The organism is Pseudomonas sp. MYb118, from assembly GCF_040947875.1.
GTDB lineage: Bacteria > Pseudomonadota > Gammaproteobacteria > Pseudomonadales > Pseudomonadaceae > Aquipseudomonas.
Map to the genome: position 1 here is coordinate 2,736,349 of NZ_JBFRXN010000002.1, position 22,499 is coordinate 2,758,847.

The 22,499-nt window shown below is 63.7% G+C and carries 21 protein-coding genes; 11 read left to right on the forward strand and 10 right to left on the reverse strand.

Annotation, left to right across the window (positions count from 1 at the left end; translation table 11 throughout):
• Positions 1-73: 73 nt before the first annotated feature.
• From fecA to ABVN20_RS18325, 3 genes are all read right to left on the reverse strand, one after another.
• Positions 74-2,407 carry a TonB-dependent Fe(3+) dicitrate receptor FecA gene (gene fecA, locus ABVN20_RS18315; RefSeq protein ID WP_368557111.1) on the reverse strand — a complete coding sequence of 778 codons (2,334 nt, stop codon included), beginning with the start codon at positions 2,405-2,407 and terminating at the stop codon, positions 74-76.
• Positions 2,408-2,508: 101 nt separating this feature from the next.
• On the reverse strand, positions 2,509-3,447 hold the full coding sequence (locus tag ABVN20_RS18320; RefSeq protein WP_368557112.1) for a FecR domain-containing protein: 939 nt from the start codon (positions 3,445-3,447) through the stop codon (positions 2,509-2,511).
• Positions 3,444-3,932 (reverse strand): sigma-70 family RNA polymerase sigma factor, encoded by a 489-nt coding sequence (locus ABVN20_RS18325; RefSeq protein ID WP_368557725.1) that lies wholly within the window; start codon positions 3,930-3,932, stop codon positions 3,444-3,446. Before ABVN20_RS18325 ends, ABVN20_RS18320 begins: the two co-directional genes overlap by 4 nt.
• A 188-nt stretch (positions 3,933-4,120) precedes the next feature.
• On the opposite strand from ABVN20_RS18325, the gene ABVN20_RS18330 reads away from it, so the two are divergent.
• From ABVN20_RS18330 to ABVN20_RS18355, 6 genes are all read left to right on the forward strand, one after another.
• Complete coding sequence (locus ABVN20_RS18330; protein ID WP_368557113.1) at positions 4,121-4,426, forward strand: DUF3649 domain-containing protein; 306 nt, start codon at positions 4,121-4,123, stop codon at positions 4,424-4,426.
• On the forward strand, positions 4,423-6,003 hold the full coding sequence (locus ABVN20_RS18335) for a PepSY-associated TM helix domain-containing protein (RefSeq protein ID WP_368557114.1): 1,581 nt from the start codon (positions 4,423-4,425) through the stop codon (positions 6,001-6,003). The genes ABVN20_RS18330 and ABVN20_RS18335 overlap by 4 nt, the downstream gene beginning before the upstream one ends.
• Complete coding sequence (locus tag ABVN20_RS18340) at positions 6,004-6,327, forward strand: DUF3325 domain-containing protein (protein ID WP_368557115.1); 324 nt, start codon at positions 6,004-6,006, stop codon at positions 6,325-6,327.
• A gap of 6 nt (positions 6,328-6,333) precedes the next feature.
• Complete coding sequence (locus tag ABVN20_RS18345; protein WP_368557116.1) at positions 6,334-6,897, forward strand: RNA polymerase sigma factor; 564 nt, start codon at positions 6,334-6,336, stop codon at positions 6,895-6,897.
• Positions 6,894-7,880: a FecR domain-containing protein gene (locus ABVN20_RS18350; RefSeq protein ID WP_368557117.1), complete on the forward strand. Its 987-nt coding sequence runs from the start codon at positions 6,894-6,896 to the stop codon at positions 7,878-7,880. Before ABVN20_RS18345 ends, ABVN20_RS18350 begins: the two co-directional genes overlap by 4 nt.
• A 154-nt stretch (positions 7,881-8,034) precedes the next feature.
• Positions 8,035-10,458 carry a TonB-dependent siderophore receptor gene (locus ABVN20_RS18355; RefSeq protein ID WP_368557118.1) on the forward strand — a complete coding sequence of 808 codons (2,424 nt, stop codon included), beginning with the start codon at positions 8,035-8,037 and terminating at the stop codon, positions 10,456-10,458.
• Positions 10,459-10,504: 46 nt separating this feature from the next.
• Here ABVN20_RS18355 and ABVN20_RS18360 read toward each other — a convergent pair whose 3' ends face one another.
• Positions 10,505-11,380, reverse strand: a complete 876-nt coding sequence (locus ABVN20_RS18360; RefSeq protein WP_368557119.1) for a helix-turn-helix domain-containing protein — start codon at positions 11,378-11,380, stop codon at positions 10,505-10,507.
• A 136-nt stretch (positions 11,381-11,516) separates the two neighbouring features.
• Between ABVN20_RS18360 and ABVN20_RS18365 the strand changes: the two genes are divergently transcribed.
• Complete coding sequence (locus tag ABVN20_RS18365) at positions 11,517-12,419, forward strand: DMT family transporter (protein WP_368557120.1); 903 nt, start codon at positions 11,517-11,519, stop codon at positions 12,417-12,419.
• A gap of 39 nt (positions 12,420-12,458) precedes the next feature.
• On the opposite strand, the gene ABVN20_RS18370 is transcribed toward ABVN20_RS18365, so the two are convergent.
• The 3 genes from ABVN20_RS18370 to ABVN20_RS18380 form a co-directional block, all read right to left on the reverse strand.
• A complete protein-coding gene (locus ABVN20_RS18370; RefSeq protein ID WP_368557121.1) occupies positions 12,459-13,445 on the reverse strand; it encodes a 2-hydroxyacid dehydrogenase in 987 nt (328 codons plus the stop codon).
• Between the two features lie 108 nt (positions 13,446-13,553).
• Positions 13,554-14,000, reverse strand: coding sequence for a hypothetical protein (locus ABVN20_RS18375; RefSeq protein WP_368557122.1), 447 nt, complete (start codon positions 13,998-14,000; stop codon positions 13,554-13,556).
• Positions 14,001-14,359: 359 nt separating this feature from the next.
• Positions 14,360-15,328, reverse strand: a complete 969-nt coding sequence (locus tag ABVN20_RS18380) for a LysR family transcriptional regulator (RefSeq protein WP_368557123.1) — start codon at positions 15,326-15,328, stop codon at positions 14,360-14,362.
• Positions 15,329-15,511: 183 nt separating this feature from the next.
• On the opposite strand from ABVN20_RS18380, the gene ABVN20_RS18385 reads away from it, so the two are divergent.
• From ABVN20_RS18385 to ABVN20_RS18400, 4 genes are all read left to right on the forward strand, one after another.
• Positions 15,512-17,014 carry an efflux transporter outer membrane subunit gene (locus ABVN20_RS18385; protein ID WP_368557124.1) on the forward strand — a complete coding sequence of 501 codons (1,503 nt, stop codon included), beginning with the start codon at positions 15,512-15,514 and terminating at the stop codon, positions 17,012-17,014.
• Positions 17,015-17,200: 186 nt separating this feature from the next.
• On the forward strand, positions 17,201-19,393 hold the full coding sequence (locus ABVN20_RS18390) for an FUSC family protein (RefSeq protein WP_368557125.1): 2,193 nt from the start codon (positions 17,201-17,203) through the stop codon (positions 19,391-19,393).
• A complete protein-coding gene (locus ABVN20_RS18395) occupies positions 19,383-19,583 on the forward strand; it encodes a DUF1656 domain-containing protein (RefSeq protein ID WP_368557126.1) in 201 nt (66 codons plus the stop codon). Before ABVN20_RS18390 ends, ABVN20_RS18395 begins: the two co-directional genes overlap by 11 nt.
• A gap of 7 nt (positions 19,584-19,590) precedes the next feature.
• Positions 19,591-20,442 (forward strand): efflux RND transporter periplasmic adaptor subunit, encoded by an 852-nt coding sequence (locus ABVN20_RS18400; protein WP_368557127.1) that lies wholly within the window; start codon positions 19,591-19,593, stop codon positions 20,440-20,442.
• A 3-nt stretch (positions 20,443-20,445) separates the two neighbouring features.
• On the opposite strand, the gene ABVN20_RS18405 is transcribed toward ABVN20_RS18400, so the two are convergent.
• The 3 genes from ABVN20_RS18405 to ABVN20_RS18415 all read right to left on the reverse strand — a co-directional run bounded on the left by ABVN20_RS18405 (position 20,446) and on the right by ABVN20_RS18415 (position 22,301).
• Positions 20,446-20,835 carry a DUF4440 domain-containing protein gene (locus ABVN20_RS18405; protein WP_368557128.1) on the reverse strand — a complete coding sequence of 130 codons (390 nt, stop codon included), beginning with the start codon at positions 20,833-20,835 and terminating at the stop codon, positions 20,446-20,448.
• Between the two features lie 145 nt (positions 20,836-20,980).
• Entirely contained in the window at positions 20,981-21,805 is an 825-nt protein-coding gene (locus tag ABVN20_RS18410) for an SDR family oxidoreductase (protein WP_368557129.1), read from the reverse strand.
• A 31-nt stretch (positions 21,806-21,836) separates the two neighbouring features.
• Positions 21,837-22,301, reverse strand: coding sequence for a multidrug transporter (locus tag ABVN20_RS18415; RefSeq protein ID WP_368557130.1), 465 nt, complete (start codon positions 22,299-22,301; stop codon positions 21,837-21,839).
• Positions 22,302-22,499: the final 198 nt, after the last annotated feature.

Below are 22,499 nucleotides of genomic sequence, written 5' to 3' on the forward strand. Positions count from 1 at the left end.
AGATTTTCTCAACACTCACGAAAACGGGCCTGCATCTGCAGGCCCGTTTCTGTTTGTGCCAGGCGAAAGTCGATCAGAACGCCACGGACGTCTGCACGTAAACCGTCCGTGGCTCACCGACGTATTTGCCCTTGTTGTTATCGTCGAACGAGCGGGTGAAGTATTGGTGGTTGAAGATGTTCTTCACCCCGACCGCCACGTTCAGGTCCGACAACTGCGGCCCGAAGACATAGGCGGCGCGGCCGCTGAACAGCATGTAGCCGGGGACCTTGCCCGTGCTGCCATCGGCGCTTTCGGCGCGGGTGTTGGCGTTGTCGGCGAACTGGTCGCTCTGGTAGCTGCTGTCGAAGTTCAGCTTCCACGCGCCTTCTGTGTAGCCCACCCCCAGCGTGCCCTTGTGTTTGGACGAGAACGGCACGCGGTTGCCCTTGTTCGGCCCGTCTTCACGGATGGTTGCATCGACATAGGCATACGTGGCGTAGACATCGAAGCCGGCCAGCGCCGGGCTCAGGTCGTCCAGCGCGTAGTTGACGCTGGTTTCGATGCCCTGGTGGCGGGTTTCGCCACGGGCGATCACCGAGTCGTTGGTCTGGTTGCTTTCATACTGGTTGTCGAAGTTAATCAGGAACGCGCCGATTTCCGCACGCAGTGCGCCGTTGTCGTAGCGGGTGCCCAGTTCCCAGGTGCGCGCCTTTTCCGGTTTCACTTCGCCGCTGGTCACGCGGTTGGGCATCTGGCTGTACTGCACGCTGCCGAACGAGCCTTCGGTGTTGGCGTACAGGTTCCAGCTGTCGGTCAGGTGATACAGCACATTCAACGCCGGCAATGCGGTGTTGTAGTCGCCCTTGTACTTCTGGTTCGTCAGGTTGTTGGTCTGCTGCGAGTCGATCATTTCGTAGCGGATGCCCGGCGTGATCGTCCACTTGCCGATGTCGATGCGGTCGTCGAGGAACACCGCGTTGGCTTCGGTGCCGCCGCGGGTGTCGCGGTCGTTGCGGCTGTCGGTGGTCGGGTACTGGTTGCTGGCAATCGGCGTGCGGTAGCGCAGTTCGTGGCCCGCCTCGTTGATGTAGCGGTAGCCGATGCCGACTTCATGGCTGGTCGGGCCCAGGTCGAAACCCTGGGCGAAACGGGTTTCCAGGCCACGCACCCAGTACTCGCGCGGCGACAGCGAGAGGAAGGTGCCCTGGTCCAGGTAGCCGCTGCGCAGGGTCTTGGTGAAGAAGGTGTTGGCGGTGAATTCGCGGCGATCCTGCTGGTAGCGATAGCCGAAGTTGAACATCGTGCGACGGCCCCAGAACTGGTCTTTCGGGCGGGTCGACTGGTACGGGTCGGCATCGTAATCGGCGACGCTCAGGCCACCGGGCATGTCGGCCTTGCCCTCATAATACTGGGCCATGGCGTTGAAACTGTTGGCATCGTCGAGCTGGTATTTGCCCTTGAGGATCAGGTCGTCGATTTGCGTGTCGCTGTGCTCGCGCCAGTCGCCACCGCGCGTACCGGAATACAGCAAGGCGCCGCCCAGGCCATTGTCGGCGGTGCCACCCGCCAGCAGGTTGCCGCTGGTCTTGAAGCCGTCGTGGCTGGAAGACGGGCTGGTCTCGGTCTGGAAGCCTCCCTTGACCGTCGGCTCATCGGGGATTGCCCGGGTCACGAAGTTGACCACGCCACCGACGTTCTGCGGGCCGTAGCGCACCGCGCCGCCGCCACGCACCACATCCACCGCGTCCATGTTGCCCATGCTGATCGGGGCGAACGACAACTGCGGTTGGCCGTAAGGCGCGAAGGGCACCGGGATGCCATCCATCAGCACGGTAGAGCGCGAGGCCAGGCGCGGGTTGAGACCGCGAATGCCGAAGTTCAGCGCCATGTCATGGCTGCCGGTGCCGTTGTTTTCCGGGGCGTTGACGCCGGGGATGCGATTGAGCACGTCCCGCGCCTGGGTGGCGCCCTGGCGCTCGAATTCTTCACGGCGGATTACGTCCCGCGCCCCCGGGTGTTCGAACACATTGACCTGTGCGGCATCACCCAGCCAGTCGCCGACGATTTTCGACGAGTCCAGCTCCAGCGGCGCATCGCCCACCGGTTGCAGGCTGAACGCGTTGTCGCCCTCGGCACGGGCTTGCAGGCCGGTGCCTTCGAGCAAGGCGTCCAGGCCCTGCGCGGGGGTGTAGCTGCCTTCCAGCCCACGGCTTTGCACGCCACTGGTGACTTGCGAGCCAAACGAAATCATCACCCCGGCTTCGCGGCCGAACTGGTTGAGAGCGTTCTCCAGCGAGGACGGAGCGATGTGGTACGCCTTGGCGTCGCCTGCCAGGGCCAGCGGCAGCGTGCCGAAGCTCAGGCTGGCGCCCAGGAGTAGTTGACGCAGGGTACGGGCCAGTGGAGTGATGCGGATGGGGTGCATAGGGGACGGTCCAGAGAAGGTGAAATCAAAGTGGCTTTCCTTCTCTGTCACGCCAGATTTGAAAAACGGCTCATTTATTTTTCAACGATGAAAATTCGTTTTCAGGCGCGGGCCTCGACGGTCACCCAGTAGCGGGTAAAGCGCCGGACTTTCACCGGCAGGCTGATCTCCAGCAGATCGAGAATCCGCTCGCTGTCGTCCAGCGGGTAGGTGCCGGAGATCAGCAGGTCGGCGACCTTGGCATCGCACTTGAGCTGGCCGCGACGATAGCGCCCAAGCTCGTCGAGGAAGTCGGCCAGGCGCATGTGCGCGGCCACCAGCATGCCGTCGGCCCAGGCGCCACTGTTGGCGTCCAGCGGTTGCGGCTTGCCGGTTTCACCCGCGCGAAAACTCAGTTGGCGGGCGCCGGCCAAGGTGAGCGGCACGCCACCGTCCGGGGTCAACTGCACCGAACCTTCGAACACGGCCACCTGCGTGCGGTCGGCAAACTGCCGCACGTTCAGGCGCGCCCCGGCGGTCGTCAGCAGGCCTTGGGCGGTGCGCACCTGGAAGGCCTTGGTGGTGGTCAGGAGCATTTCGCCTTCCAGCAAACGGATCAGCCGTTGCGCACCTTCGATGTGCACGTCGGCGGAGCTGGCGGTGTTGAGCTGCAACTGGCTGCCGTCGGCGAGGGCGATCTTGCGGCGCTGGCCGATCGGGCTGCGGTAGTCGGCCAGCAGCGGCGGCAGCAGATTCTGCTCGCGCATGCCCCAAGCCACGGCGCTGCCGGCACCGAGGATCAGCAACAGCTTCAGCGCCTGACGACGGCTGTTGGACGTCGGTGCGTTCAGCGCGGCGTGGGCCAGCGGCGAGGACAGGCCACGCAGACGCTGGTTGACCCGCTGGATGTGTTCCCACGCCCGTTGATGTTCGCTGTGCCCGTCCAGCCAGTGCTGCCAGGCCAGTTGCTGGCGTGGGCTCAGCGGACCCTGCTGCATTTTCATCAGCCAGTGCACCGCCTGCTCGGCGACCTGCGGGGAAAAATCCGTTGCGCGATTCATAGGGCGAAATAGCAGCGCATGGCTGCCTTGTTCAGGTGGCGCTTGACCGTGGCGACAGAGATTCCCAGCTCGCTGGCGATCTGTGGATAAGTCAGCCCGTCGACCTGCGCCAGCAGGAAGGCTCGTTTGACCAGGCGGGGCAGGCCGTCGAGCAACTGGTCCAGCTCCATCAGCGTCTGCAGGATGATCGCCCGTTCTTCCTCCGACGGCGCGACGTCTTCCGGCATCTGCGCCAGGGCATCCAGGTACGCGCGCTCCAGGTCCTGGCGACGGTAATGGTTGAACAGCACGCGCTTGGCCAGGGTGGTGAGGAAGGCGCGCGGTTCGATGATCTGGGGCATTTCCCGCGCGGTCAGCACGCGCATGAAGGTGTCCTGGGCCAGGTCGGCGGCGCTGTCAGGGCAGCCGAGCTTGCGCCGCAACCAACCGGTGAGCCAGTTGTGATGGGCGTGATAAAGGACTTCGACGGTGTTGTCTGGCTGCAACGGGAACTCCGAGGGCATTCGGATGCTGTAGAGAACAAGAATTGTTCGCATTGTAAAGGGGCGAATATTGAACAGGCAATATTTTGCGTATGAGAATATTTATCATTAATATTGCAGGCTTGCTGGCCCACCAGACATCACACAATCCCCATGTGGGATGTGGTGAATTGAGTTTCTGAGCACTTCCCATGAAAGGCAAAACCCGTTCGCTCCCCGTTTCCTACCGGCTGGCCGTCACCTCGCGGGTGCTGGCGGCCGTGCTGGGTGGTTACATCGTCGCCGCGCTGGCCAGCGTCAGCCTGAGCCTGTGGGTGCCCATGGCCCGCGTCGATGCCGTGGTCACCGGCATGATGACCTCGTTCCTGGCCTACCTGGGTGCGGTGATCTGGTGTTTCGCCTGCCGCACGGCGCTGCGGGCGTGGCTCGGGCTGGCCGTGCCGAGCCTGATACTGGCAGCGGTGGTGGGGTTGGCTTATTGGATGGAGCGCACATGAAAGAGGGTTTTCGCCAGGCGATGGCCTGGCTGCACACCTGGGCCGGCCTGACCTTCGGCTGGTTGCTGTTCGCGATTTTCCTGACCGGCACGCTGGCCTATTTCAAGGATGAGACCAGCCACTGGATGCAGCCGGAGATCCCGGCCCGTGCGGTGTCCTCCGAAGCCAGCCTGAGCGTGGCGCAACATTATCTGGAGCAACACGCGGCGGGCGCCTCGCGTTGGCTGATCGAGCTACCCAGTGCCCGCGAGCCGGGCCTGTCGGTGCGCTGGCAGCAGGCTCCGGCCAAGCGTGGCGAGCGCGGCCAACTCACGGAAAGACACCTCGACCCGCAGACCGGTGCCGAGGTGCAGGGCCGGGAAACCACCGGTGGCGAATTCTTCTACCGCTTCCACTTCCAGCTGCAAATGCCGTATCCGTGGGGTCGCTGGCTGTCGACCCTGGCGGCGATGGTGATGTTCGTCGCGTTGATCAGCGGCATCATCACCCACAAGAAAATTTTCAAGGACTTCTTCACTTTCCGTCCGCGCAAGGGGCAGCGTTCCTGGCTCGATGGCCATAACGCGCTGGCGGTGCTGGTGTTGCCGTTTCACTTGATGATCACCTACAGCAGCCTGGTGATCTTCATGGCCATGGTCATGCCGGCCAGCATCCTCGCTTCCTACAAGGGCGATGTGCGGGGGTTCTATGACGAGGTCTTTCCCGCGTCCACCACGCCACAGCTGTCAGGCAATCCGGTTGCGCTGGCGCCGCTGGCACCGCTGTTGGAGAAGGCTCGCGAGCAGTGGGGCGGCGGGCGGGTCGGGCGTCTCACGGTCAACAATCCGGGGGATGCGAACGCCTCGGTGGTGTTGTCGCGTGACGGTTCCGATCGAGTGGTTCATGACTTCGGCAGCGCGGTGACCTTCGACGGCGTGAGCGGGCAACTGCTCGGCAGCACGCCGCAGGCGTCGATACCCAGGGCGATTGCCGGCAGTTTCTACGGTTTGCACATGGGGCATTTTGCCGGCCCGACGCTGCGCTGGCTGTACTTCATCTTCGGCCTGGCCGGCACGGCGATGATCGGCACGGGGCTGGTGATCTGGCTGGGCAAGCGTCAGCTCAAGCATGCCAACAGTGCGGCGATGCCGTTCGAGTTGCGCCTGGTGCAAGTGCTGAACATTGCCAGCATGTCCGGGTTGATGCTCGCCGTGGCAACCTTCTTCTGCGCCAATCGCCTGTTGCCGCTGGGCCTGGCCGGGCGCGCGGATTGGGAGGTGAACAGTTTCTTCATCGTCTGGGGGTTGAGTGTGCTGCATGCCATGGTCCGGCGCGGCCGCCAGGCCTGGGTCGAGCAGTTGACGCTGGCAGCGCTGCTGTTTGGCGCGGTGCCGCTGCTCAATGCCCTGACCACGCCTTATCACCTGGGCGTCTCCCTGGGGCAGGGCGACTGGGCCATGGCCGGCTTCGATCTGACCTGCCTGGCCACGGGTGGCTTCTTTGCCTGGGCCGCCTGGAAAATGCAGCGCAGCGGGCAGGTCGAGCGAGTCTCCCGAAACCGCACGCAGGCCATCACCCTTGAGCAGGAGACGAACTGAATGCTGCTGGCTCTGCTGCTTTGTTACGCCGGCTTCACGGCGCTGTGTCTGGCGATGGATCGGCATCACGTCGAGCTGTTGGGGCGCAAGGCCTCGCCGCGTCGCCGCCAGGGCCTGAGGCTTGGGGGCTGGTTGTTGCTGGCCCTGTCATTGTGGCCGGCCGTGGCGGTGACCGAATGGGGGCTGGGCCTGGTGCAATGGTGTGCAATGCTGATGCTCAGTGCGGCGCTGCTGGTGCTGCTGTTGCCGTATCGCCCGCGGCTGGTGTTGTCGCTGGCCGGCTTGAGCCTGCTCGCCAGCCCCGTTGTCGCTCTGACGCAGTAGGGCGCGATGATCAGCATTCCACCGGACGCCCACGACGACGAACCCGTCGGTGCCCGTGCACATTTCCTCAAGGTGTTTTTGTCCCAGCGCTCGCAAATGGAAGCGCTGGTGAATCGTCGCGTGGGCTGTCGGGCGACGGCGGCGGACCTGGTGCAGGACCTGTTCCTGCGGTTCTGGCGCCGCCCCCTGGTGCAGGTCGAAGAACTCAGCACCTACCTGCTGCGTTGCGCCGGCAACATCGCCATTGATCACCTGCGCAGCGAAGGTGCGCGGGTGCGGGTCAACGAAGGCTGGCAGCCGGACGAGCCGGACAGCCACGGCAGCGAACCGCAGGCGGCGCTGGAGGCCGGCAATGATCTGCGCCACGTAGAAGCGGCGTTGCGTGCCTTGCCCGAGCGTACGCGGCAGATTTTCCTGCTCAATCGCATCCATGGGCGCAAGTACGCCGAGATCGCCAGGGCCATGGGCCTGTCCCAAAGCGCCGTGGAAAAACATATGATGCGCGCCCTCGAAGCCTGCAAGGCCAGCCTGCGGGACCATGAACCGCGTATGCCAGGGAAAGCCCAGTGAACCAGCCAGACCGCGTCATCCCGACGCCCGCCCAGGAGCAGGCCGCCCTGGCCTGGCTGAGCCTGTTGCATGACCAGCCCACCAGCGGCGACCAGGTCACGTTCAGTCATTGGCTGCAAGCGGACCCGGCCCACGCCGAGGCCTACGCCCAGGCGCAGGTGCTGTGGGAGCTGAGCGAAGGACCGGCGCGCCGGCTCGCCGATGAAGACGCGTTGGCCCTGCAGGGTTATCTCAATGCCATGAACCCGCCACGCCGGCGCCACCTTCGGCGCGGGTTCGGCGCATTGGCGATGGCGGCCTGTCTGGTGTTGATGATTGGCGTCGGAGCAGGCTGGCAGCCGTTGCGCTGGGTCGATGACCTGGGCGCGGATTATGTTTCGGCGCCGGGTGAGATCCGCACCGTAACCCTGGCCGACCAATCCCGAGTGACCCTGGATGCGGACAGCGCCATTGCGGTGGACTTCAGCAATGGCGAGCGCCATGTACGGCTGCGGCGTGGTGCCGGATTTTTCAACGTGACCCACACCGGCGAGCCCTTTGTGGTGGACGCGGAAAAAGGCCAGGCGCGGGTGTTGGGCACGCAGTTCGAAGTGCGTTTGCAAGCCCATGGCGCCCAGGTGACGGTGTTGTCCGGACGCGTGGGTGTGACGGCGCACGGGCACGCCGATCAGCAAGTCCTCACGGCCGGCCAGCAAGTGGCGTACGGCAACGGCATCGCGGAAAAAATGCACGCCGTGGACAGCGAAGCGCAGTTGGCGTGGCGCCAGGGCTGGCTCAATTACTACAAGGCGACGTTGGCCGAGGTGGTCGACGACCTCAAGCGTTACTACCCGGGCCGGATTGTGCTGCTCAACGATGAACTGGCCGGGCGGCGGGTCAGTGGCAGTTTCCCGAGCAAGGACCCGCAGGCGGTGTTGGCGTCGTTGCAGGGGGTAATGGGGTTTGAGCAGACGCGGGTGGGGAGTCTGGTTATTTTGCGCTGAGGCATCTGGCCTCATCGCGAGCAGGCACTGACATTCACCACCCCACTCAAAAATATTTTCAAAAACAGGTGAGGTAAACCCGAACGCCATCCGTGTACTGACTGAAACTGCGAGTCATTCGCATCCGTTGCGGTTCTACACAGGTCATTGAGCAATGAAGTCCAGGGCAAAATCGGGTTCGGTCAAACAGTGGTTGGGCGCTTCGGCGCTGGGTATTTCGGCGTTGCTGCCGCTGGGCGTGGCGGTGGCCGCCGAGGCCGGCACGGCGCAACAGCAGGCGCAGTTCAGCTTCGCCATGGCCGCCAAACCGCTGCCCCAGGCCTTGAGCGACTTCAGCCGGATCACCGGCATCAGCGTGGTCTACACCGACGAAGCGCCCTACGGCATCACCGCCCCCGCGGTCAGCGGGCAGATGAGCGCCGAGCAGGCACTCCAGCGTTTGCTCAGCGGTTCGAATTTCACCTTCCGCCGCACCGACGCCCACACCCTGGCGCTGGAACCCGTGCCGACCGCCGGCGCCTTGAGCCTGGGCGCCACCACCATTACCTCGGTGATGGATCAGTCCACCAGCTACCAGCCACCCGACACCAGTTCGGTGATGCGTTCCTCGGCGTCTTTGCAGGAAATCCCGCAGACCGTCAACGTGATCCCGGCCCAGGTGATTCGCGACCAGGCCCCGCGCAACCTCGACGATGCGCTGGCCAACGTCAGTGGCATCACCCAGGGCAACACGCTGGCCAGCACCCAGGACTCGGTGATGACCCGCGGCTTCGGCGACAACCGCAACGGTTCGATCATGCGTGACGGCATGCCCATCGTGCAGGGCCGTGGCCTCAACGCCACCGTCGACCGGGTCGAAGTGCTCAAGGGCCCGGCGTCCCTGCTGTATGGCATCCAGGACCCGGGCGGGGTGGTCAACATGGTCAGCAAGAAACCCGAGCTTGAGCAGTACAACGCCCTGACCCTGCGCGGCTCGACCTACGGCGACGGCAAGAACGGCAGTGGCGGCGGCCTGGACAGCACCGGCGCCCTCGGTGATTCCGGGCTGGCCTATCGCATGGTGCTGGACCACGAAGACGAAGATTACTGGCGCAACTTCGGCACCCATCGCGAGACGCTGGTGGCGCCTTCGCTGGCGTGGTTCGGCGAGAACACCAAGCTGTTGTTCGCCTACGAGCACCGCGAATTTCTGACCCCGTTCGACCGCGGCACGCTGATCGACCCACGCACCAACCACCCGTTGGACATCCCGCGCGACCGGCGTCTCGACGAGCCGTTCAACAACATGGAGGGGCGTTCGGACCTCTATCATTTCGAAGCTGATCACCAGCTCAACGAAGACTGGACGGCCCACTTCGGCTACAGCTGGAACCGTGAAACCTACGACGCCAGCCAAGTGCGCGTCACCGCCATCAACACCGACAAGGGCACGCTGACCCGCAGCATGGACGGCACCCAGAACGCGATCAGCACCGACCGCTTCACCACCGCGAGCCTGGAAGGCAAGGTCAATGTGCTGGGCATGCAACATGACCTGGTCTTCGGCATTGATGACGAATACCGCAAGATCTATCGCGAAGACTTGATCCGCCAGAAGAGTCTGACCACCTTCAGCTACCTGAACCCGGTCTACGGACGCGAAGTTCCAGGCACCACGGTCAGCCCGGCCGACAGCGCGCAGACCGACGAACTGCGCAGCGACTCGGTGTTTTTGCAGGACTCGATCCACCTCACTGATCAGTGGATTCTGGTCGCTGGCGCACGCTTCCAGGAGTACGACCAGTACGCCGGCAAGGGCGTGCCGTTCAAGGCCAACACCGACAGCAACGGCCAGAAGTGGGTGCCCCGCGCCGGCCTGGTGTATCGCTACACCGACGAGTTGTCGTTCTACGGCAGCTACACCGAATCGTTCAAGCCCAACTCGACCATCGCCCCGTTGAGCGGCAGCAGCACCGTGCTCGACGGCAGCGTGGCACCGGAAGAAGCCAAGTCCTGGGAGATCGGTGCCAGGCTCGACATGCCGGGCCGTGTGACGGGTAACGTCGCGCTGTTCGACATCAAGAAACGCAACGTACTGGTGGCCAACGCCGAAGGTCCCGTCACCCTCTACAGTGCCGCCGGCGAAGTGCGTTCCCGTGGCCTGGAAGTGGATCTGTCCGGCCAGCTCAGCGACCGCTGGAGTGTGATCGGCAGCTACGCCTACACCGACGCCGAAGTCACCGAGGACCCGACCTACAAAGGCAAGCAATTGCAGAACGTGGCGAAGAATTCCGGCTCGCTGTCGGCGGTCTACGACTTCGGCACCATCATCGGCGGCGACCAGCTGCGGGTCGGCGCCGGCGCGCGTTATGTCGGCGAGCGGGCGGGTAACGCCGTGAACGACTTCGACCTGCCGAGCTACACCGTGGCCGATGCGTTCGCCACCTACGACACCAAGGTCGAGGGGCAGAAGGTCAAGTTTCAGCTCAACGTGAAAAACCTGTTCGACCACACCTACTACACCTCGGCGGCGAGCCGGTTCTTCGTGTCGATGGGGGATTCGCGGCAGGTGTCGCTGTCCAGTACCCTGGAGTTCTGATCGACCGCCTGTGGGAGCGGGCTTGCCCGCGATAGGGCCCCAGAGGCTAGCGCAAAAACGCCTGCCGATACTCCCCAGGCGTCCCCCCCAGCACCTGGCGAAACCGGTTGGTGAAGTGACTGGCACTGGCAAACCCACACGCCAGTGCAATCTCCCCCAACGGCTGCGAGGTGCTGCGCAACAAATGCTGCGCCCGGCTCATGCGCCGTGCCAGCAGGTACTGGTGCGGTGGCAGGCCGAAGCTCTCGCGGAACATCCGCGCAAAGTGATATTCCGACAACGCGCACAACCCGGCCAATTGCCCCAGGCTGATGGCTTCGGCCAACTGGCTGTCGATGAACTCCACCAGGTGCCGGCGTTGATGCGCCGCCAGTCCACCCTTGAGTCGCAAGCCTTCGCGCAGACCCACCTGACCCAGCAAGGCATGGCTGAGCATTTCGTGGGCCAGGCTGCTGGTGAGCAGGCGCTCGCCGGGCTCATCCCAGTTGAGCGTGAGCATCTGCCGGAAGCGTCGGGCCTGCTGCGGGTCGTCGAGGAAGGTGCCTTCGCGCAGTTGCAGTTCCCGTGGCTCGCGATCCAGCAGGGTGACGCAGCCGAGGGCAAATTGTTCCGGGCTGAAATACAGGTGGGCCAGGCGAATGTCGCCGTTGATCACCCAGCCCGACTGGTGGTCGGCGGGCAGGATGCACAGCTTGTCCGGGCCGCCCTTGGTGCCGGGCTGGTCGCGGCGAAAGGTGCCGGTGCCGCCGGCGATGTAGCAGGACAGCGTGTGGTGGCTCGGCGCCTCGTAGTCCTGGGCATCGTGGTGGTTGCTCCACAAGGCTGCAGCCATGCCGTCACCGAGCTCGGCGCTGTGCTCCAGAAGAGCATTGGGCGAGCGGTTGAGGGCTTGAAAGACTTGCAGTGATTCCAGTGCGGGCATGTTTGATTCTCCAACGCCTTGCATCCTACTCCGTCGACGCTGGCCTGCCAGCCCGTCGGCCGACAAAAGCGCAAGATTGTGCAAGTGCGCAGGGCGCTGGCGCAGGACACTGGACATCTCTTGAGGAGTGTCTGTCATGAACCTTTCGCTGTACCTGCTGACCGTGTTGATCTGGGGCACCACCTGGATCGCCCTGAAATGGCAATTGGGCGTGGTGGCCATCCCGGTGTCGATCGTCTATCGCTTTGGTCTCGCCGCGCTGGTGCTGTTCGCGCTGTTGCTGCTCAGCCGCAAGTTGCAGGTGATGAACCGCCGCGGGCACCTGATCTGCCTGGCGCAAGGCCTGTGCCTGTTCTGCCTCAATTTCATGTGCTTCCTGACCGCCAGCCAATGGATCCCCAGCGGCCTGGTGGCCGTGGTGTTTTCCACGGCCACGCTGTGGAATGCATTGAACGCGCGGGTGTTCTTCAAGCAGAAAATCGCTCGCAACGTGCTGTTGGGCGGTGCCCTGGGTTTGCTGGGCCTGGGCCTGCTGTTCTGGCCTGAACTGGTGGGCCACACCGCCAGCCCGCAAACCTTGCTTGGCCTTGGGCTCGCGCTGCTTGGCACGTTGTGTTTTTCGGCGGGCAACATGCTGTCGAGCCTGCAACAGAAGGCCGGCCTGAAACCCTTGACCACCAACGCCTGGGGCATGGCCTATGGTGCGGCGATGCTGGCGGTGTGGTGCCTGGTCAAGGGCATCCCCTTCGATATGGAATGGAACGCACGCTACATCGGCTCGTTGCTGTACCTGGTGATCCCGGGATCAGTGATCGGCTTCACCGCCTACCTGACGCTGGTCGGGCGCATGGGCCCGGAACGCGCGGCTTATTGCACCGTGCTGTTTCCAGTGGTGGCGCTCAATGTGTCGGCGGTGGTCGAAGGTTACCAATGGACCGCGCCGGCGCTGGCCGGGCTGGCACTGGTGATGCTGGGCAACGTGCTGGTGTTCCGCAAGCCCAGGGCGCCGATGGCGCAGGGCAATGGCAAACTGGCGTGAACCGCTGCGGATCGAATCCTCGATCCGCAGCGCAGAGGATCAGCCTTTCCAGACTTGAGGGTTGACCAGGTCCTGCGGTCGTTCACCCAGCAGGGCACTGCGCAGGTTGGCCAGGGCACGGTTGGCCATGGCCTCGCGGGTTTCAAAGGTGGCTGAGCCAATGTGCGGCAGGGTCACGGCGTTCTTCAGCTGGAACAGCGGCGACTCGGCCAGCGGCTCTTTTTCGTACACATCCAGGCCGGCGCCACGGATCTGGTTGTTCTGCAGGGCTTCGATCAGCGCCGGCTCGTCCACCACCGGGCCACGGGCGATATTGATCAGGATGGCGCTGGACTTCATCAGCGCCAGTTCGCGACGGCTGATCAGATGTTTAGTCTTCTCGCTGAGTGGCACCACCAGGCAGACGAAATCGGCTTCGGCCAGCAGCTCGTCGAGGCTGCGGAATTGCGCGCCGAGTTCCTGTTCCAGGGCAGTCTTGCGGCTGTTGCCGCTGTAGAGGATCGGCATGTTGAAGCCGAGCCGGCCGCGACGGGCAACCGCTGCACCGATGTTACCCATGCCAACGATGCCCAGGGTCTTGCCATGCACATCGCAGCCGAACAGCGGCGCACCGACCGAAGCTTGCCACTGGCCGGCCTTGGTCCAGGCGTCCAGCTCGGCCACCCGGCGGGCGCTGCTCATCAGCAGGGCGAAGGCCAGGTCGGCGGTGCTTTCGGTGAGTACGTCAGGGGTGTTGGTGAGCATGATCCCGCGTTCATTGAAGTAGGCGAGGTCATAGTTGTCGTAGCCGACCGAAACACTGGACACCACCTCCAGCTTGCCCGCGCTCTCCAGTTGCTCCCGTCCGAGCTTGCGACCCACGCCAATCAGGCCATGGGCATGGGGCAGGGCTTCATTGAACTGCGCATTGATATCGCCGGTCTTGGGGTTCGGCACGATGACATCGAAATCCTGCTGGAGCACTTCGATCATTTCAGGCGAGACGCGGCTGAAGGCGAGGACGGTCTTTTTGCTTGGAGAGGTCATTGGAAGGGTGCTCGTCGGGCATGGAGAATGCCAAGCACGCTAACATTCTTCTGTGCAAACAGGCCAGTCATTGCGCTTGAACCGGCCTGTCTGCGGGAATCTGTACGCTTACTTCTCGATCATGCCTTCAGCATCGACTTCCATGATGGCCTGGTACACCTTTTTCTCCGGGTGTTCGTGGTCAATGAATGAGAAATTGGCTTTCGCTCGCAGGGTTCCATTCGCGTAATTGAAATCCTCGAAAGTGATGTGCCCCTCGCGGCTTTTGGAAATGTAGGACATGGAGGTGCTGCCGCGCAGGACTGACAGCAGCGGTGGTGCAGGCGTGCCGTCCTCTCCGTAAAAGTACATTTTGTTCGCAATGTTGGCGGGGAATCTCATCCGGATTCTGAGCAGCGCGCGTCCGCCTTCTGGCTCGCCAGCTTCGATGAACACGACGTCGCCGTTAGTGTAGAAGTTGTAGATCTGACAAGTGGTTTGATCCTCCCTGTATCCCGGAATTGACAGCTTCCAAGTACCTTTTGCGGATGGTGCTTCCTGTGTTTCTTTCTTCATTATGCGAATCCTTCGCTGTTTGGTGAGGGATCAACATGTCATGGATCATCAAACCAAACCACTGTCAGAACTGACAGATATGTTAAAGCACATTGCGACACCAACATCGCCACCCCCTGTAGGAGCGAGCTTGCTCGCGATGCAAGAAAGAACCCCACAGGCTGTCAGGCCACCAACGCCACCCTCTGTAGGAGCGAGCAAGCTCGCGATGGACGAAAAAACACCGCGGTGTGTCAGGCCGCCAACGTCATCGTTGAAGACCATCGCGAGCATGCTCGCTCCTACAGAATCGGTGACAATTTCTGGCTTTTGTAGGAGCGAGCTTGCTCGCGATGAACGAAAGAAGGACGCAGGTGGTTTCAGGTCGCCAGCCGCGCACCGCTCAGGCTGCCGCTCAATTCGTACGCCGCCAGTTCCGCCTGGTGCGCCGCGAGGATTTCCGGCAGGGAGCCGCGCAGGTATTCGACCCAGGTCTTGATCTTCGCATCCAGGTACTGGCGCGACGGGTAAATCGCGTACAGGTTCAGTTCCTGTGAGCGGTAGTTGGGCATCATCCGCACCAGCGAGCCGTTGCGCAGGCCTTCAATCGCGGCATACACCGGCAACACGCCCACGCCCATGCCACTGATGATCGCGGTTTTCATCGCATCGGCGGAGTTCACCAGAAATGGCGAGCTGTTGATGGTGACCATCTCCTGGCCTTCCGGGCCGTCGAAGGTCCACTTTTCCAGGGGGATCACCGGGCTGACCAGGCGCAGGCACGCGTGATTCAGCAGGTCGCTGGGCTTTTGCGCGCAGCCGTTGGCCTTCACATAGGCCGGCGACGCGCAAACGATGCTGTAGGTAATGCCCAGGCGCTGGGAGACGAACCCCGAGTCCGGCAACTCGCTGGCCAGGACGATGGACACGTCGTAGCCCTCGTCCAGCAGGTCCGGCACACGGTTGGCCAGGGTCAGGTCGAAGGTCACGTCGGGGTGAGTCTTGCGGTAGCGGGCGATGGCGTCGATCACGAAATGCTGACCGATACCGGTCATGGTGTGCACCTTGAGCTGCCCGGCCGGGCGCGAGTGGGCGTCGCTGGCCTCGGCTTCGGCTTCCTCGACGTACGCCAGGATCTGCTCGCAGCGCAACAGGTAGCGCTTGCCGGCCTCGGTCAGGGCGATACGCCGGGTGGTGCGGTTGAGCAGGCGGGTTTGCAGGTGGGCTTCCAGGTTGGAAACCGCGCGCGAGACGTTGGCCGTGGTGGTGTCCAGTTGCACGGCGGCGGCGGTGAAGCTGCCCGCTTCGGCCACGTAGCTGAAGGCGCGCATGTTTTGCAGGGTGTCCATGGAGTGCTCTCGGGTGCGATGGCAAATTGTGACACGAAGTTTCAGGGTCTGAGACCCCCGACTTAGGGATTATCGCGCGAACGGTAATAAAGATTCACAAGAATCCCAGCTTATCGCCGTTCGGGCCCACCCATAGAATTGCGCCGGTCTTTGTGCCTCTCCCTATTTCAGGAAATTGCAGCAGTGCCGCGTCGCATCAAAGGAGCGTTTCAAGCGCTCAATGTTCTGGCTTTAACCCTGGCAATCAGCGGCTGCATCGGAACCGGAGGCATTGCCCCGCAAGGCAAGGCACTGCAGGCCAATACGCTGGCCACCGACGAAGCGATCCAGAGCGCCGCGCAAGACGCCAACTGGCCCAGGGTGCAATGGTGGCAAGCCTATGGCGACCCGCAACTGAACCACTGGATCGAACTCGCGCTGCAAGGCAGTCCGACCCTGGCCATGGCGGCGGCGCGAGTGCGTCAGACCAAGGCCATGGCGGGGATCGCCGAATCGGCCGAGTCGCTGCAGATCAATGGCGAGTCGACCCTCAAACGCCATAACTGGCCCACCGACCAGTTCTATGGCCCAGGCGAGCTGGCCAACAGCACCACCTGGGACAACAACGCCGCGCTGGGCTTCAGCTACGCCCTGGACCTGTGGGGCCGCGAAAGCAACAACACCGAGCGTGCTGTCGACCTGGCGCACATGAGCGTGGCCGAAGGCCGCCAGGCCCAGCTCGAATTGCAGAACAACATCGTGCGCACCTACATCGAACTGTCGCTGCATTACGCGCAGCGCGACATCGTCGCGGCGACGCTGAAACAGCAGCAACAGATTCTCGACCTGGCGCAAAAGCGCCTCGACGGCGGTATCGGCACGCATTTCGAAGTCAGTCAGGCCGAGACGCCACTGCCGGAAACCCATCGCCAGCTCGACGCACTCGATGAAGAAATCGCCCTGAGCCGCAATCAACTGGCAGCGCTGGCCGGCAAGGGCCCGGGCGAGGGCGCGCAGTTGCAACGGCCGACACTGGCACTGGGTGCACCACTGAAACTGCCCTCGTCGTTGCCGGCGCAGTTGCTCGGCCAGCGCCCGGATGTGGTTGCCAGTCGCTGGCAAGTGGCGGCGCAGGCGCGTGGCATTGAAGTCGCGCATGCCGGTTTCTACCCCAATGTCGATCTGGTTGGCAGCCTGGGCTTCATGGCCACTGGCGGCGGCGCGCTGGAGTTCCTGACCGGTAAAAAACTCAACTACAGCGTCGGCCCGGCGATCTCCCTGCCGATCTTCGACGGCGGCCGCCTGCGGGCCGAGCTGGGTGAAGCCTCGGCCGGCTACGACATCGCGATTGCCCGCTACAACCAGACGCTGGTCAATGCGCTGAAGAACATCTCTGACCAGTTGATCCGCCGCGAGTCGATGGACAAGCAGCAGGCCTTCGCCGCCGAGTCGGTGGCCACTGCGCAGAAGACCTACGACATCGCGATGATCGCCTACCAGCGCGGGCTCACCGACTACCTCAACGTGCTCAACGCCCAGACCCTGCTGTTCAAGCAGCAGCAGGTGCAGCAACAGGTCCAGGCGGCACGGCTCAGCGCCCATGCCGAACTGGTGACGGCGCTGGGTGGCGGGCTGGGGGCTGGTGACGATGTGCCGGCGCCTGACAGGACGGCAGCGCCGAAGACGCCGGTGCTGCTGCGCAATTGAACACGGACCCCTGTGGAACCGGCCCTTTATGGGACTGCCCCCCTGTGGGAGCGAGCCTGCTCGCGATGGCGATGTCTCAGGCGACATGTGCCGTGACTGACAGACCGCTATCGCGAGCAGGCTCGCTCCCACAGTGAACCTCCGCAGGTTTCAGGTTTATTTGAAATTTCCTTGAGCAGAAAAACCATGACTCCCTTGCCCGCACCGCTGCGCTGGCTCTACTCCCTCGACTGGCGTCGCGGTTTCTTCGACTGGGCGCGCAGTGATGGCGTGACCTGGGTCTACATCTTCAAGGTGTTGCTGGCTGCGTTCCTCACCCTGTGGCTGGCGATGCGCCTGGAACTGCCGCAGCCGCGCACGGCGATGATCACCGTGTTCATCGTCATGCAGCCCCAGAGCGGCCAGGTGTTCGCCAAGAGTTTCTATCGTTTCCTTGGCACCCTGGCGGGGTCGGCGGTGATGGTGGCGCTGATCGCCCTGTTCGCGCAGAACACCGAGTTGTTTCTCGGCTCGCTGGCGATCTGGGTCGGCATCTGCACGGCGGGCGCGGCGCGTTATCGCAACTTCCGCGCCTATGGTTTCGTCCTGGCCGGTTACACCGCGGCGATGGTTGGCCTGCCGGCCCTGGCGCATCCGGACGGCGCGTTCATGGCCGCCGTGTGGCGCGTGCTGGAAATTTCCCTGGGGATTCTCTGCGCCACCGTGGTCAGCGCCGCGATCCTGCCGCAGACCGCCAGCGCGGCGATGCGCAACGCCTTGTACCAGCGCTTTGGCGTGTTCGCCCTGTTCGTCACCGATGGCTTGCGCGGTCGCAGCCAGCGCGAGGCATTCGAAGCGGGCAACGTGCGTTTCAGTGCTGAGGCGGTGGGCCTGGAAGGGCTGCGCAGCGTCACTGTGTTCGAAGACCCGCACATGCGCCGGCGCAATGGTCGGCTGAGCCGCCTGAACAGCGAATTCATGGGCCTGACCACACGCTTCAACGCCTTGCACCAGTTGCTCGAACGCCTGCGCGCCAGCGCCGCGGATCACGTGGTGGCGGCGATCAAGCCCGGTTTGCAGGACCTCGCCGAAGTACTCGACGGCTTCAGTGGTCGCGCCTTGACCAGCCCGGATGCGGCGCGCCTGGTGCTGGCCATGGCCACCTACAAGGAAGCGTTGCCGGCGCGGGTGCGCAGCCTGCGGGCGACCTTCCAGGAACGCGACCCGAGCGATGCCGACCTGCTGGATTTCCACACCGCCTACGAATTGCTTTATCGCTTTGTCGACGACCTGCACGGTTATGCACAGACCCACGCCTCCCTGGCCGATCACCGCCATGAGCGCGAGCAGTGGGACGAGCCGTTCACCCCGCAGACCAACTGGATGGCCTCGGCGGCGTCGGGCATTCGCGCGGCGTTCATCCTGGTGGTGCTGGGCAGTTACTGGGTGGCGACGGCCTGGCCGAGCGGGGCGACCATGACCCTGATCGCCGCGGCCACGGTGGGTTTGTCCGCCGCTACGCCGAACCCCAAACGCATGGCGTTCCAGATGGCCTGCGGCACCTTCCTCGGGGCATTGATCGGTTTCGTCGAGATGTTTTTCATCTTCCCGTGGATCGACGGTTTTCCCCTGCTGTGCGTGATGTTGGCGCCGGTGATCGTGCTCGGTTCGTTCCTGACCTCGCGCCCGCAATATGTCGGCGTGGGCCTGGGCCTGCTGATTTTTTTCAGCACCGGCTCGGTGCCCGACAACCTGACCATCTATAACCCCTACACCTTCATCAACGACTACATCGCCATGGTCCTCGGCATGCTGGTCTGTGCCGCCGCCGGGGCGATCATCATGCCGCCCAACAGCCGCTGGTTGTGGCGGCGCCTGGAGCAAGACCTGCGTGAGCAAGTGGTGTATGCCATCAGCGGAAAGCTCAAGGGCCTGGCGTCGAGTTTTGAAAGCCGCACCCGCGACCTGCTGCACCAGGCCTACGGTTTTGCCGCCGGCCAGCCGCAGGTGCAGCGCGAGTTGCTGCGCTGGATGTTCGTGGTGCTGGAGGTCGGCCACGCGATCATCGAGTTGCGCAAGGAGCAGGCGATCCTGCCGGTGCACCCGGCCTATGCCGAGTCGCAGCCATGGCGCCAGGCGATCCGGGTGATGGGCCGTTCGCTGGTGCGGCTGTTCCTGCAACCGAGCGCGAGCAACCTGGAACGCGGCCTGGTCGCGGTGGACCACGCCATCAGTCGCGTGCAAGCCACCGACGAACCCTTCGCCCCGCACTTCGACACCTCGGCCCTGCGCCGGGTCAAGAGCTACCTGCACTTCATCCGCAGTTCCCTGCTCGACCCGCAATCGCCGCTCGCCGCCTACGTGAAAACCTCACCGCAAGGACTTGCCCATGCCTCGTGAAATCGCTTTCCACGGCGTGTACATGCCGACCATGACGCTGATGTTTCTGATCGCCGCGGTCGTGGCCTGGGCGCTGGACCGCTTCCTGTCCGGGTTCGACCTGTACCGCTTCTTCTGGCACCCGGCGCTGTTGCGCCTGAGTCTATTTACCTGTCTGTTCGGCGCGCTGGCGCTGACTGTCTACCGTTGAGGTCCCGATGAAAAAGCTTTTCAGCCTGCTCGCCACCCTGCTGGTACTGGCCCTCGCGCTGTGGGTCGGGCGGACCCTGTGGGAGCACTACATGAACACGCCCTGGACCCGTGATGGCCGGGTGCGCGCCGACATCATCAACGTCGCGGCCGACGTCACCGGTGAGGTGGTCGACGTGCCGGTGCGCGACAACCAGCTGGTGAAGAAGGGCGACCTGCTGATGCGCATCGACCCCGAGCATTACCGCCTGGCGGTCAAGCAGGCGCAGTCGCTGGTGGCGTCACGCAAGGCCACCTGGGAAATGCGCAAGGTCAACGCCCATCGCCGCGCCGACCTGGACAACCTGGTGATCTCCCGGGAAAACCGCGACGACGCCAGCAACATCGCCGACTCGGCCCTGGCCGATTACCAGCATGCGCAGGCACAACTGGAAGCGGCCGAACTCAACCTCAAGCGCACCGAAGTGCGGGCGGCGGTGGACGGCTACGTGACCAACCTCAACGTCCATCGCGGTGACTACGCGCGCATCGGCGAAGCGAAAATGGCCGTGGTCGACATGAACTCGTTCTGGGTCTACGGCTTCTTCGAGGAAACCAAGCTGCCGCACGTGCGCGTTGGCGACAAGGCCGACATGCAACTGATGAGTGGCGAAGTGCTCAAGGGCCACGTGGAGAGCATTTCCCGCGGGATCTACGACCGCGACAACCCGGAAAGCCGCGAGCTGATCGCCGACGTCAACCCGACGTTCAACTGGGTGCGGCTGGCGCAGCGGGTGCCGGTGCGCATTCACATTGATGAAGTGCCCGAGGGTGTGCTGCTGGCGGCGGGGATTACCTGCACGGTGATCGTCAACGAATAAGCCTTAACAGAACGTCTCGTGCAGGTGCCGCCAGAGAATCCGGCCCTGCACCCGCTCGAACACCACCGTCGAGCGGCGATCGGAATGCAGGCCGGTGGCATCGGTCTGCTGCTCGCGGTAACTGACGGTCGCGCCGCCATCGTGCAGGGCAATGCCACACAACTCGCTCAGCTCGATGCGAAAACCGAGCTTCTTGCCGCCGGCCAGCAGGAACAACTCGTTCAGCGCGGCAAAATCCAGTTGCCGGCCCAATGGCGAGACCATGGAAAACTGCGGTGAGAAACGGCTGAGCAGACGCTCGAGTTCGGCAGCGTCGCGTTCCTCGGCCAGCCATTGCTCGATGAGCACGTGGGCCTGGATCACCTCTTCGAAGTAGTCGGTGTAGTCGGTCATGCTGTATTCCTGAGATTCTTTGGTGTCTGTACCGCCGCCATCGCGGGCAAGCCCGCTCCCACAAGGTTCAGTGGTGTTTACATATTTTGTGGGCAAACCACCTCCCTGTAGGAGCGAGCTTGCTCGCGATGGCGTCAACTCGGTCTCAAAGCTGCCCCCGCAACCCAAACCGCTTCATCAACGCCGACTCCAGCAACCCCTTGGGCAAGAGCCCTGCCATCAACGGCAACGCCCGGCTGCCGTTGCCCAGGCGCACCAGCCGTGGTGGCTTGCCCTGCTGCACCGCCTTGAGCACCCCGGCGGCGAACTCGCTGGCCGGGGTCGGTTTGTCCTGGGAGGCCTTGGCCCGGGCACGGATGCCTTCGCGCAAGGCGAACCACGGCGATTGCTCGCTGATCAACTGCTCGGCCTCCTGCCCGGCATTCTTGGCGAAACTCGACGCGATCGCCCCCGGTTGCACTTCCATCACCCGCACGCCGAACGGCGCCAGTTCCATGCGCAGGGCATCGCTCAAGGCATGCACCGCCGCCTTGGAGGCGCAATAGGCGCCGGCGAACGGTGTGACCAGCACCCCCGAGACACTGCCGATGTTCACCACCATGCCCTTGGCCCGGCGCAGCACCGGAAAAAACGCGCGGGTCACGCCGACGATGGCGAACACGTTGGTTTCGAACTGGCGCTGCATGGCCGCCACGCCGCCGTCCAGCAACGGCCCCATGGCGCCGTAGCCGGCGTTGTTGATCAGCAGGTCGAGGCCGCCGTGCTGCTGGTTGATCTGCTCGGCCAATTGCTCGAGCGCCTGACCGTCGTTGACGTCCAGTTGCACGGCGTTAAACCCCGCCGTCATCAGCGCCGCCACATCATCGGGCTTGCGCGCGGTCGCCCAGACCTTGAAGCCTGCGGCCTTGAACACATCGGCCAGGGCGCGGCCAATGCCGCTGGAACAACCGGTAATCAACGCAACAGGCATGGCGCGGTCCTTGTGCAAGAAGAAGGAAAAGTCAGTCGGAGAAACTGCCCTGCAAATGCTCGGCGCGAAACTCCAGGGTTTGCGGGCGATAGCCAGGGCGCAGCGGCGGCATCGGCAGGCAGTCTTCCCAGTTCGCCCCGGCCTGCAACTCGCCGGGGCCCCGGTAGCGTGGCGCCGTGTACTGGTTGTCGGCCAGGTTGACCGTGTCGCCCGGCGCATAGGCGGCAACGCGCCAACGCAATTCGGTGAGCGGCACGTCATTGCCGTTGTTCATGGTCAATTGCAGCGGACGATCCGCCGGGCACTGATCCGGCGCGTAGGTGATACGCAACTCCAGGCGCGCCAGCTGCTTGACCTCGCGGTTGTCCATCCAGATCACCCAGGTCGCCACCAGGCCCAGGCCAATCACCGCGGCCACCGAAACGGGCAGGGCCTTGGCCGGGTAACGCACCAGCAGAATCAACCAGGTGATGACCAGCAGGACGCCGATGAACATGTCGTGCAACCTCATGAGCAGAGGAGAGCATCCTACCTAAGCGCGGGGGCGGTTGGCGATGGGCTTGGATTTTGCGAGGCCTGTGGCGGCCTCTTCGCGGGCGAGCCCGCTCCCACATTTTGCCCGTGCACACCGAACCCTGTGGGAGCGGGCTTGCCCGCGAAGAGGCCAGTACAGTCAACAAAGATCCAAAGAAAA